Annotated in this window: 10 protein-coding genes; 4 read left to right on the top strand and 6 right to left on the bottom strand. The window is 33.6% G+C overall.

What is annotated here, in order from left to right:
• Positions 1–515: 515 nt before the first annotated feature.
• The 4 genes from ADJ83_RS22855 to ADJ83_RS22840 form a co-directional block, all read right to left on the bottom strand.
• Positions 516–1,223, bottom strand: coding sequence for a M48 family metallopeptidase (locus tag ADJ83_RS22855; RefSeq protein ID WP_048719161.1), 708 nt, complete (start codon positions 1,221–1,223; stop codon positions 516–518).
• An 18-nt stretch (positions 1,224–1,241) separates the two neighbouring features.
• Positions 1,242–1,736: a DUF1456 family protein gene (locus ADJ83_RS22850; RefSeq protein ID WP_031539990.1), complete on the bottom strand. Its 495-nt coding sequence runs from the start codon at positions 1,734–1,736 to the stop codon at positions 1,242–1,244.
• 85 nt (positions 1,737–1,821) lie between these two features.
• The gene (locus ADJ83_RS22845) at positions 1,822–3,051 is read right to left on the bottom strand and encodes a sensor histidine kinase (RefSeq protein WP_031539991.1); all 1,230 of its coding nucleotides are present in this window, start codon (positions 3,049–3,051) and stop codon (positions 1,822–1,824) included.
• A 123-nt stretch (positions 3,052–3,174) separates the two neighbouring features.
• Complete coding sequence (locus tag ADJ83_RS22840) at positions 3,175–4,236, bottom strand: sensor domain-containing diguanylate cyclase (protein WP_031539992.1); 1,062 nt, start codon at positions 4,234–4,236, stop codon at positions 3,175–3,177.
• Between the two features lie 442 nt (positions 4,237–4,678).
• On the opposite strand from ADJ83_RS22840, the gene ADJ83_RS22835 reads away from it, so the two are divergent.
• Entirely contained in the window at positions 4,679–5,767 is a 1,089-nt protein-coding gene (locus tag ADJ83_RS22835; protein WP_031539993.1) for a diguanylate cyclase, read from the top strand.
• A 96-nt stretch (positions 5,768–5,863) separates the two neighbouring features.
• On the opposite strand, the gene ADJ83_RS22830 is transcribed toward ADJ83_RS22835, so the two are convergent.
• Positions 5,864–6,361, bottom strand: a complete 498-nt coding sequence (locus ADJ83_RS22830) for a hypothetical protein (RefSeq protein ID WP_035416749.1) — start codon at positions 6,359–6,361, stop codon at positions 5,864–5,866.
• 314 nt (positions 6,362–6,675) lie between these two features.
• Here ADJ83_RS22830 and ADJ83_RS22825 point away from each other — a divergent pair, with 314 nt between their 5' ends.
• Positions 6,676–8,229: an ABC-F family ATP-binding cassette domain-containing protein gene (locus tag ADJ83_RS22825; RefSeq protein ID WP_031539997.1), complete on the top strand. Its 1,554-nt coding sequence runs from the start codon at positions 6,676–6,678 to the stop codon at positions 8,227–8,229.
• Between the two features lie 283 nt (positions 8,230–8,512).
• Here the strand turns inward: ADJ83_RS22825 and ADJ83_RS22820 are convergent, their stop codons facing one another.
• Positions 8,513–9,463: a family 43 glycosylhydrolase gene (locus ADJ83_RS22820; RefSeq protein WP_031539999.1), complete on the bottom strand. Its 951-nt coding sequence runs from the start codon at positions 9,461–9,463 to the stop codon at positions 8,513–8,515.
• 758 nt (positions 9,464–10,221) lie between these two features.
• On the opposite strand from ADJ83_RS22820, the gene ADJ83_RS22815 reads away from it, so the two are divergent.
• The gene (locus ADJ83_RS22815; protein ID WP_031540000.1) at positions 10,222–10,494 is read left to right on the top strand and encodes a GerAB/ArcD/ProY family transporter; all 273 of its coding nucleotides are present in this window, start codon (positions 10,222–10,224) and stop codon (positions 10,492–10,494) included.
• A gap of 147 nt (positions 10,495–10,641) precedes the next feature.
• Positions 10,642–11,955, top strand: coding sequence for an IS1380 family transposase (locus tag ADJ83_RS22810; RefSeq protein ID WP_016205278.1), 1,314 nt, complete (start codon positions 10,642–10,644; stop codon positions 11,953–11,955).
• Positions 11,956–12,156: the final 201 nt, after the last annotated feature.

The raw sequence follows: 12,156 nt of genomic DNA, 5'->3' as shown, positions 1-12,156 counted from the left end.
GGAGGTCACTGAAAAAGTATAGATTTTCCAAATTAAATAAGGATTTATTTATATGAGAGCAAATATTAAGTTGGTTTGGAGAGGCGATAGCTCGACTCCTATGGGAGCAGCGAGAAAGTCCGAGACCCTGCAGGAACGCAGTGACGAAGCGGCTCGGCGCTCGCCCCATGGAAAGCGAGCTGTCGCCTCGGAAAACAAATGAAATACCTAAATTTAAAAGTCAGCCTCCAACAATTATAATGATATTGCAGTTTTTCAGTGGTCTCGCAGTGAGGAGGCTCAGCTTCCTCTCCGGCGCATCGCGCGTCTGTAGCGCAATGGAACGACTTAGTTTTTACAGTTAACTATATTTTTTAAAAAATAAAGTAGCTTTATTTAAGAGCTGGATTAAAGATTGTTCGTCTTTAAAGATTAGTTATTTAGTTTTGTCCCATCCTCATAGATTAATTTACAATGATTATTTCTTGGAATAGGATTTAACTTATTCCTTTGCCAAGTCTTCTTTTTCCGAAAATCTAAACGGTCATCTTCCAGCTCGACAAAGCTAGCCAATTTTCCTTCTCTTTATAATCAGGCATTATTCTTCCAACAAGCCTCCAAAAGGATCGGTCATGATTAAGATGAACCATATGACACATTTCATGCACAACAACATAATCAATTACTTCAAGTGGAGCCATCGCTAATCTCCAATTAAAGGTTAATTGGAAATTAGCATCACAGGTTCCCCAATTGGTTTTGCTATCTGTAATACGTATCGATCGGGGCTTTGTTTTAAAGTTGCTTTGATAGAAGGAAACTCTCTCTTCCATTAAAGCCTTACTTCTCTGATAATAATATCTTCTCAGTAATTGTTTGATTCTTTCCTTATCAAGATGCTTTACATAGATATGCAGGATTTCTTCAGAAAACGCAACTCTTTCTTGCGTAATAGTGATATCCTGGATAATTTGAATAGGATAGGAATTACCTAAATAAAGAAATCTTTCATTATTCTCATATACCTTTTCCTGTGGTCCATCCATTCTTTTCTTCATTTCTTGTACTTTACTATGGATGGAATCCCAGTTTCCTTCTAACACATGAATTATCCGTTCATCAGGCGTCTTTTTAGGTGCTAAAATTTCTATATTTCCATATCCATCTATCTTAATCCCAATGGAAGTTCGATTTTTATACTTTACATCAAAAAGGATGGTTTCCCCTAAATATGTATGTATCATAGCTTCACCTAACTGCTCTTAACCCCTATATTTAATGGCTAGTCCTTTTAAAAAGTTTCGAGCGAAATTATCTAAACATACTTTATAATTTTTATGCCCTTCTTTTCGTAAAAAGGCGCCTAGTTCCCCTTTTGATACATTTAATCCAGCTTTTTTAAATATATCTATCATATCATCAGTTGTTAATGACAGCGCGATTTTGACTTTCTTTAAAAGGATATTATTTACACTCGTATTGTTTTTTATTGACGATTCAGGTGTATTTGGTTGTCCTGGTTTCGGCTCTTGCTTTCCCCTTTTATAAATGATAAAGCCATTTAAAAAGGAATCTAGCATACTATTCGTCAATTTTATTTGATCATCATTCTCTGCTTCTTCATCTGACTTTTTAAGTATTTTAACTACCTCAGGTACAGATATCTCTTTCCCGCCAAGCTTAAATATTTCTGCCATTTCACTATTTTTTATTTCTAATGCATATCTTAATCGAATTAATATATCATTATTTTCCATTGTTTGACCTCCAATTTACAAAACTACTTATTTTTTTAGTTTATCTTTTTTCTTATTGCAAAGACAACACGCTAGGACATTTACTTTATCTAAAATAGCTTTGTTTATCATAATATGGAAAGCAAATGCTAGTAGTTGTTCCTTGATTTTTAGAGCTTACGAAATCAATCTTGCCATTATATTTCTCGACAATATTAAAGCATATCATCAAGCCTAAACCTGTTCCTTTACTTTTTAAAGAATAAAAGGGGGTGCCAAGAGCTGCCAATTCTTCCTCCGACATTCCTTTTCCATGATCGATTACTTTTATTACAACAAACTCTTTTTCCTTTTCAGCCGTTACTATTACTAATTCGCCATAATTAGAAGCCTCAATCGCATTTTTTATAATATTTATGAGTAATTGCTTTAATTCGATGATGTTAGCCGAGATTGTACAATCCCCTGTAACCTTTAATTCAATCCGATTATCATGTAATAGACCATAGGAATGGAGCAAATCTGTGACACTCTGTAGAACATCCTTAACATCTACTATCTCTGCCGCTTGTTCTTGCTCTGGTTTTGCCATTGTTAAAAGTTGTGTAATTACCTGTTCAGCCATATTTAATTCATCTATCATCAAAGTAAAATTGCGTTTTTGATCGGAGGAAAATGATTTATCCTTTTCATATAATTGCAAAAATCCTTTCACAACAGTAAGAGGATTTCGAATCTCATGGGCAACCGCTGCTGCAAGTTGACCAGATGTCTTTAGACGCTCCGATTGCTGAATTTGTTCATAATATAATTGCTGCTTTTTCATTCGCCCATTCGTTAAATAAAAAATAAAATAGATGATAATTTGGCTCGCAATAAAGTTTAAAATGTTTCCAATTAAATCCTGTTCTAAATAACTATATTGGGGCTTCTGATTCGTTAACATAATGTAACCAAATAAAATTAAAATTAATCCTCCATTTAAGTACAAGGTAAAATAAAAAAGCTTTGAATTAAAAAATAAGATGGATAGGGCCGGTATAAAACATAATAAAATAAAATTAGACCCCGTATCTGGATAAAAAAGAAACAGGGAGTAGAAATAAATGGATGCTAATCCGATGATACATATTCTAAGAGTATCTGTTTCTTTTTTAGGATAAAGCAATAAACACAAAGACAAACTGAATGCCCAGATAAGTTGAACTATAAACCCCCATCCACAATTACTTAATCGTGGATTATCAATAAATAACCCACCAAGGATAATAGCTATAATAGCCCAAACGACAATATAGTAAATTTTTATATTAAAATTATTTTTAATCTCCTTCATGGATACCCCTTACGTTCTTAATCTTTATACACACTTTAAAATATATCATTTTTTTTGAATCAAAGGGGTAAATATGACTATTTTTTTACCATATTGATAGGTTTTCTTGGTTTTACTTTCCATTTAAGTACCGATGTCAAAAAACTGAAAATTATTTTTACCGCGTTTTTTTGCATTATACATCGCATTATCTGCAAGCTTCATTATCGTATCAAGATCATTTCCGTCTTGAGGATAAAGAGAAATTCCAATACTAAATGTTACTTGATTAGATTCCGAAATAAATAAAGGCATATTGTCGATTATTTTTTTTGCTAATGATAGACAATCTGTTTGGACAGCATTTGGGAGGATGATGATAAATTCATCTCCACCAAACCTTCCAACTACATCGTCTTCTTTTATACAAAGTTTCAGGTATTCACTAACTTGCTTTAACAAAAAGTCACCTTTAGCATGCCCGTAAGTATCATTTATTTGTTTAAAACCATCTAAATCGACAAACATAATCCCGAAACTTTTATTGTTTTGTTTCGATTCTTCGATTACTTGATTAAGCCGCTCCAGCAGACTTCTGCGATTTGGAAGCTGAGTTAAAGTATCTAAATAGGATAAATCCTTTAACCTTTGGCTATTTTTTTCCTGATCCGTTACATCTCTTGCGATTACTTCTCTAGCCGGTTCCCCATCGAACAGAATATAGGTTGATTTCGCTTCAATGTAACGAACAGTTCCATCTTCGTCATATAAATTAAAATGATGGATTTTAAATTGCTGATCCATCTCATATTTTTCACTGGAGGATCTTAAGCTTTCATAAGATTTATCATTCAAAATTTCCTTCCAATGCAAATTGATCAATTCAAAAGGTTCCTTAAAGCCAAACAATTTAGCTCCTGCTTCGTTCGAATAGACGATGATTCCTTTTCGATGAACGTAAATAGCTTCTGGTGAATGATCAAGTAATCTTTGATACTGCTTTTCTTTGTCTACTGACTGACGAATGACCTTTCTAAGAAGGGCCATAAGCATGATGAACAAAAGAAATTGGAGAATTTGAACTGCAATCGTGACAATCATTTCCCACGTTTCTTTTGAAGCTTCAAATCCAATGAACAGCTCCATTATTGCTAAAGCTACTAATATAAATAAAAGTACATTTATTTTTTTTATAAAAAAGCTCATATTGATTCTCCTAAAAGTAGACCTTTACCTGAGTAGATTTCAAAAATTTCCTTTAGTAGAATCTCCTTACATCTACAGAAAAAGAAAATTGATTCAATCCATTATATTAACAAAAACAGAATAAGTAAAACTTGCTATATAATCAGGGAAAATACTGATTCAACTAATGCATTTAAGCTTGTTCCTGCTCCCTTTTCATACTTACTCTATCGGAAATAAAGCAAGAGGATAAGAATGTTTACAAGCAAATAAATATTGGCTTCTCCTTAACCATCTATATTTAAATATTATCTTCATATTTTTACCATTACCTGTATTATTATCCTTTTGATTGATTTTTTTCATCCTAATTTCACCCGATATCTTTTTCCATAAAAAACCATATCAAATCAATTCCATTCTATTTATAGCTATGTTATCTTAATTAAGGTGATTAATTATTATGATAATAAAAGAGTTATTTTCTAATCTTGCCATATTGGTATCCTTACTTTTTTTGTATAGTCAAATAACCAAACAGAAGCCTTTAAATCGTCAATCCTCGTTAAATAGGAAAATAGCAATTGGGATTGTAGGAGGTATTTTCGGAAATATACTCATGCATTATAGTATTCATATTGGAGATATCATTATAGATCTTAGACATATTCCAATTATGATTTTAGCTTTTTATGGAGGAGCAATCCCTGCATTTATTTCCATGCTTTTAATCATTATAGGTCGATTATTTTATGGCATTAATTTGGCATCCTTTTTGGCCATTGCTCTCATTTTTTCATCTACTATTGGTGCTGTATGGTTTTCTTGTTTTACCTTATCTACCAAAAACAAAATCATTTTAACCCTAAGTTGGAATAATTTTGTTTTTACCATATTCGCCATCTATCTAATCAATGACTGGAATATTCCCCTTGTGTTAATTCCAACCTATTGCATCATTTCCTATCTTGGTGGATTTATTGGATTTTATGTCATAAATCATTTAAGATCGATTCAATTATTGTTTGAAAAATATAGAAATGAGTCCACAATAGATGGTCTTACAGGATTAAATAATTATCGGAATTTTGACAAGCTCTTTAATTCGTTAATAAATCAAGTTACTGTTAAAGAAGAAAAACTTTCACTCCTTTATATTGACATTGATTTCTTTAAGAAAATTAATGATCGATATGGACATCTAAAGGGAGATGAAATACTAAAAAGCCTTGGGGAGATATTACAAAAATGTACCAAGTCATATGATGTCGTCAGTAGAAATGGTGGAGAAGAGTTTACCGTATTATTATTAGATTGCCCTTTGGAAAAAGCAAAAGAAATGGCAGAAAACATTCGAAAAACTGTAGAGGAATTTCCTTTCTATGCGTTAGAAGAAAAAATCCACCTAACCGTTTCAATAGGAATTGCTTGCTACAATGAAACTACTCTCAAAGCAATAGATATTATTGATGATGCCGACAGAGCCCTTTATTACGCAAAAAATTCTGGAAGAAATAAAGTATGTATAGCGAACCAGTTTACGGAAAAATAAGATCCCAAACCTAGAATGAATAGAAGTAAAAATGGAAAGAACGAATCAGCTATTTCACGATTCATTCTTTCCACTTTTTTAATCACATAGTTTTTATTAATTTATTTCTAATCTTATAAGTCTCCACTTAGTAAAACAGAATTTTTCATATAAATATTGAAATATATATAACATTAACGACAAAATTGAAAAAACATACATAAGTTGTATTTTTTTCATTCGTACTAAAGATGCTATACCAAATTTTGTTAAGAAAGGCACTGCAGCATATGTAAACATTCCATCAAATAGCATATTTAATGCAAAATATCTAAAAAACTTGCCATACGTCCATTTTAATATCCATATTGAACCAACAAAAAAAGGACCAAGCATAAAAGGAATTTCTCCTGATAATCTAGGATGAAGGGTTTCATACCACCACCACCATTTTCGCTTTTTAGCTATAACATTGACTAACTTCACCATTGATGCAATAAAGACTCCTGCTGGCAAATAACGCTTGAACGTTTTCTTCCCTAATAACGGCGCAGTAACCCAAGGCAATATCATGGACAAGGACAATACTGTCTTGGAATATCTCATTATTTTCATCCTACACACCCTTTAAACATTCATTAAGAATATTATTCCCCAAAAATTGCTAATGTTTACGTATGGGATGAATTCTTTTCTTTCATTTTTTATTCAACTATTCCTATATAGGAAAACCTTGTAGCATATTGTATAATAGACTTTTATCCAATCGTTTAGACGATTCAATGATCTAATTCAATTAAGAAAGGGTAGTCTTCAAGTTAGCCCCAAAATTGAATTACGTTTTGCACAAATAATAAAATTCGAGTTAGAAAATCTATTCTAAATTTAGTATGATATCCACATGTGATATAAAAGAAGGGGTTAAAAAAATGAGCGTATTAAACGTACAAAACTTAAGCCACGGTTTCGGTGATCGTGCGATATTTAATGATGTGTCTTTTCGACTTTTAAAAGGGGAACACGTTGGACTTGTTGGGGCAAATGGTGAAGGGAAATCTACTTTCATGAATATTGTGACCGGCAAGCTGCAACCTGACGAGGGGAAAGTACAGTGGTCACGAAAAGTTCGTGTTGGTTATTTAGATCAGCATGCCGTACTTCAAAAAGGGACTACGATGCGTGAAGCTTTGAGTACTGCTTTTCAATATCTTTTTGATGCAGAAGCAGAGATTAATGAGCTTTATGCAAAAATGGGTGATGAAAATGTTGATATCGATTCATTACTTGCAGAAGTTGGAGAGCTACAAGAAACATTAGATAGTAATGATTTCTATCAAATTAATTCAAAAGTGGAGGAAGTGGCTCGTGGTCTAGGATTAGATGATGTTGGACTTGATCGAGATGTAGCTGATCTTAGCGGTGGGCAACGTACGAAAGTTTTGCTGGCTAAGCTATTACTAGAAAAACCTGAAATCCTCTTACTAGATGAGCCTACGAACTATTTAGATGAACAGCATATCGAATGGTTAAAGCGCTATTTACAGGATTATGAGAATGCATTTATCTTGATTTCACATGATATTCCATTTTTGAACAGTGTTGTTAACCTGATCTATCACATGGAAAACCAAGAGTTGAATCGCTATGCTGGTGACTATGACAACTTCGTAAAAATACATGAAATGAAGAAACAACAGCTAGAATCTGCTTACAAGCGTCAACAACAAGAAATTGCAAATTTAAAAGATTTTGTTGCTCGCAACAAGGCAAGTGTCGCAACCCGTAATATGGCAATGTCCCGTCAAAAGAAACTAGACAAAATGGAAATTATTGAATTAGGGAAAGAAAAGCCAAAACCAGAGTTTAAATTCAAAGAAGCTCGCGCAGCTAGTCGTTGGATTTTCACGGCAGAAGATCTTGTTATTGGCTATAACGAACCACTTTCTCGCCCCCTAAATTTGAAAATGGAACGTGGACAAAAAATTGCCTTCGTTGGTGCAAACGGTATTGGTAAATCCACTCTGTTAAAAAGTATTCTTGGATTAATCACCCCAATTTCGGGTACCGTAGAACGCGGTGATTATCAACACATTGGCTACTTCGAGCAAGAAGTGAAAGAGTCCAACTACAATACATGTATTGAAGAAATTTGGAGCGAATTCCCTAGCATGAATCAGGCGGAAGTTCGTGCTGCTCTTGCAAAATGTGGATTAACAACGAAACATATTGAAAGTAAAATCGAAGTCCTTTCTGGTGGGGAAAAAGCCAAAGTTCGCTTATGCAAAATTTTAAACACAGAAACGAACTTATTAATCCTAGATGAGCCTACCAATCACTTGGATGTCGATGCAAAAGAAGAACTGAAACGTGCATTAAAGGAATATCGCGGAAGCATTTTAATGGTATCCCACGAACCTGATTTCTATCGTGAAATCGCGACAGATATTTGGAATTGCGAGGATTGGACTACGAAGGTGTTTTAAGTAAAGATGAAGGGGTACCCATTGCAATTGGGTACCCCTTTTAAAATTTTAATAAAATATTATTTTTTCACACGACATGTAAAATCCAGGCCAAACATAATAACTGGGTTCCTATACTTTATAGTTAAAACTCTAGTACTGATGGAACTAGGTTTATTCGTCTGTTTTATAAACGGTTCAAGCGTGTTTAGGTGGTAGGAATTTTGTTCTTTACGTGTCATAATTCCTTCTACTTTTTAGAATATAAGGAGAATAGGAGAACCATTCCTCTGTTTCCTACTCATCACTCACCAGAAGGAATGGTAATCGGTGCTGATGTACATAACGGGACTCCAAAATTAGGAGAACCATCGGCATTCCAATTGAATTTTTGAATTCTAGCACTTCGTCGCTGGCTTCCTCCTTCTGATTCGGAAGTAGCATGATAAACAATCCAATCTTCTGTCCCGTCAGGAGATTGTGTAAAACTATTATGGCCAGGAGCAAATACCTTATTTTCGATACTTTTCTTGAACACAGGCTCAGTAGATTTAAGCCAAACTTCGGGATTCATGACATCCATATTCTCAGAGATTGTTAACATTCCCAAACTATAATCATCAGACCAAGTGGTACTAGCAGAATAGATTAGAAACAATTTATTATTCCTCTTTAACATTACAGGTCCCTCATTAATCGCCATTCCACCTTGCTTTTCCCAATTATACTCAGGTTTTGATAATAATACGTTGGGACCAGTAAGTGTCCACGGATTTTCCATCTCAACTATATATAGAGCTGATCCATACGCAGGAAAGTTCCCATATCCAGCATATACAAAATAAAGACAACCTTTATGTTCAAAAATCGTTCCATCTAAACCAGGATATTCTGTATTTACATATCCTCTGTCTATCCAATTCCCGCCAAACGGATCTTCCGCCGAATTCTCTAGCACAAATATCTTCCTTGATTGATCATCCCCTATCCCGTCATTTGCCGTGAAATATATATACCATTTCCCATTTATCCGATGAATTTCTGGAGCCCAAATATTAGCACAATTGATTCCTTCACTCGGAGCAGTCCAAATCGTTTTACAATTACCTTGTGCCATTCCACTTAATGTTGGCGACTTCCATAAATCAAGCCTTGTCCTTTTTGTGACCATAAAATAGTAAGTATCTTTATCCTTATACACCCATGGATCTGCCCCAGGTTCTAGAATCGGGTTATAAAAAGTTGATTTCCCCATAACTTCCTCCTCTTACTACGTTTTTAAACTAGAAAACTACATTGCAAATATACTTTTAATAAAGCCTTTGAGTTAGAATCGAAATAATGAGGGCTTTAGTGTAAGGAAATGCTGTTAAGGAAAGCGTTTTCAAATTATAAAAAGGCTTGAACACTTTCTGCTTTAAATAGATATAGCCTCTCTTTTAATAAACCAACTAAATGCTAAAACATGATGCCATTACACATTTTCTCCCCATTTAATCTTATTGAATTTTTATTTCTGTTTGTTTTGGCATTCAATATATCTTTTAAAGTAAGTTCATAATGGTGGCTTCTGGTTTTAAACAGCTGCCATCAAGGAAGAAGGAGTAAGCTCTATTACTCCATTATATTCCCTTTGTTTAGGACCTTGTTCCACCACCTTGTATAATCTTAGCCGCTTATGATATTTCTATCTTAAATAATCCTCGAATTCTATAACATATCCCTACTCTCACCTAAAGTTACCCAATATATTTATTCTCTACCGTCTCTTTCTTTTCCTTTTAAAATTGAATAGGCTACACTTTTTTATGTCAAGTAGATTACAAATCATATATTTGGTGGAGATTCTACTTGACTATAAGAGAATACCGAACGTGTACTGAGAATCTCTAAAATAAATCGTGCAACTGTAACAAACATCTAAAGTATTTTCTATTTATTGGAATATTTTCAGGGTTTTAATAAATAATAAAACGTATCAGAAATTATTTATTCCTAAAGGGAGCTTAAGAAATGGTGTTAAAAGAAAAGGTTTCTTTAAACCAATTATTCAACCTTGTTATTGGATTTAATTTAGGTAGTTCTCTAATTATAGGAATTGGTGTAGATGCAAAACAAGATGCTTGGATTACTGTTTTATGTTCTTCCATAATTGGTATTTTCATTACCTTATTTTACTATCATTTTCACGAAATATTACCTAATAAAAACTTTTCTGAAATGATTGAATACATATTAAATCGTCCAATTTCCATGTTGATTACGTATATATATACTATCTCCTGAATTATTCATAGAAAATCATTAATTGGTTACAATCGTTATTCCAATAAGCTTTTTTGTTAAATGTTAATTCACTTGATAAATGAAAAAAGAATCCATTTCTGATAAGGTTAAAACAACGACGAAATAACCACAGAAAGGATTCTTATAATGGCTACTTTACCGCAAATTACCCTTGATTTCAATCGCAAAATTAAATTGTCAAATGATGGAGGGGATCTGTCCTCCGATACTGGTGAATTTCTTTTTAGGGAATTCGATGAGAAAATTGGATTTTCAAAAACACTAGAAAACCATTTGAGGTTAAACGATTCTAGGGCCTATTACCTCCATTCAAACGAGAACTTATTACGTCAAAAGATTTATCAAATGATTGCGGGCTATTCCGAGGATGATGCAGCTGATCATTTAACGAAAGATCCAGTTTTCACCCAAATCATAGGAACGCCAGCGCTCGCTTCACAACCGAGTTTATCTCGTTTTTACACACGTTTTGATAAAGAGTCTATTGATCATTTAAATCAAGCAAACCAAGAATTACTTGATAAAATCCATTCATTTCGGGGGTCCGAAGCTTTATTTATCGATTTGGATTCAACCCATTCTGATACTTATGGAAATCAAGAGGATTCTTCCTACAATACGCATTATGGAACAATGGGTTTTCATCCATTGGTTGCTTTTGATGGTGCTACAGGTGACTTTCTTAAAGCGAAGCTTCGTCCCGGAAATGTATATACTTCAAATGGTATTGTTGAGTTTATTCAGCCATTAATTGAACACTACAACCAAAAGTTCCCTGAAACGAATTTATTCCTTCGTGGAGACAGTGGGTTTGCCGTCCCCGACTTGTACGAATTGTGTGAAAAGGAATCCGTTTTATATGTGATCCGATTAAAATCTAACCTACAATTACAAAGTCTTGCTAAAGAATACCATCCTTCTTCTGCACCACGAGATGTTTCAGAAACAGAGCGCTATTTTGAAGAAGCCACTTATCAAGCCAAGTCATGGTCGAAACCAAGAAAAGTGATTATCCAATCGGTACGACCAGCTGGTGAATTACTTTTTGCCCATTCCTTTTTTGTTACAAATTTTGAAATAGCTTCTCCAAAAGACATCGTACGAGCTTATCAAAAAAGAGGAACGATGGAAAACTATATCAAGGAATCAAAGAATGGCTTTTATTTGGATCACATGAATAGTCATTCTTTTCAAGTCAACACGGTAAAAATGATGCTAAGCCTGCTTGCTTATAATTTAACGAATTGGTTACGAACCATTTGCTTTCCACAAGGTCAAAAGATGATGCAAATTGATACCATACGTACAAGGCTTATTAAAGTTGCCAGTAAACTAGTGAAATCAGGTAGATCTTATTACTTTAAATTGTCATCAAGTTTTGTCTATCAGAAATTCTTTTGGAACGTATTGGGTCAAATACAAAAACTCCAGATTGAGTAGCTTAACTTGGTTTTACCAACTGAAAAAAATTTAAATTTCAGTTAAGGGGAGAAGTCTGCCTAAAAATAGGACATTTCCAATGGGAAATAAATTAATTAGATTTTAAAGGTTAGAAAATGTTCAATCTTATAAAAAGATAGAAAACTCTCACCTGCATTTTAGAAAAACGTGCATCTTTTAAAGTGCTATGAATATTTCAGG

The organism is Bacillus sp. 522_BSPC (assembly GCF_001076885.1).
Lineage (GTDB): Bacteria > Bacillota > Bacilli > Bacillales > Cytobacillaceae > Niallia > Niallia hominis.
Note: the sequence above shows the minus strand (reverse complement) of the source record. Positions and strands in the feature narration are given on the sequence as shown.

Excerpts from the sequence above, each read along its gene's own strand:
- ADJ83_RS22855 (WP_048719161.1), bottom strand. The coding sequence starts at position 1,223 with ATGATACATACATATTTAGGGGAAACCATCCTTTTTGATGTAAAGTAT.
- ADJ83_RS22850 (WP_031539990.1), bottom strand. The coding sequence starts at position 1,736 with ATGGAAAATAATGATATATTAATTCGATTAAGATATGCATTAGAAATA.
- ADJ83_RS22845 (WP_031539991.1), bottom strand. The coding sequence starts at position 3,051 with ATGAAGGAGATTAAAAATAATTTTAATATAAAAATTTACTATATTGTC.
- ADJ83_RS22840 (WP_031539992.1), bottom strand. The coding sequence starts at position 4,236 with ATGAGCTTTTTTATAAAAAAAATAAATGTACTTTTATTTATATTAGTA.
- ADJ83_RS22835 (WP_031539993.1), top strand. The coding sequence starts at position 4,679 with ATGATAATAAAAGAGTTATTTTCTAATCTTGCCATATTGGTATCCTTA.
- ADJ83_RS22830 (WP_035416749.1), bottom strand. The coding sequence starts at position 6,361 with ATGAAAATAATGAGATATTCCAAGACAGTATTGTCCTTGTCCATGATA.
- ADJ83_RS22825 (WP_031539997.1), top strand. The coding sequence starts at position 6,676 with ATGAGCGTATTAAACGTACAAAACTTAAGCCACGGTTTCGGTGATCGT.
- ADJ83_RS22820 (WP_031539999.1), bottom strand. The coding sequence starts at position 9,463 with ATGGGGAAATCAACTTTTTATAACCCGATTCTAGAACCTGGGGCAGAT.
- ADJ83_RS22815 (WP_031540000.1), top strand. The coding sequence starts at position 10,222 with ATGGTGTTAAAAGAAAAGGTTTCTTTAAACCAATTATTCAACCTTGTT.
- ADJ83_RS22810 (WP_016205278.1), top strand. The coding sequence starts at position 10,642 with ATGGCTACTTTACCGCAAATTACCCTTGATTTCAATCGCAAAATTAAA.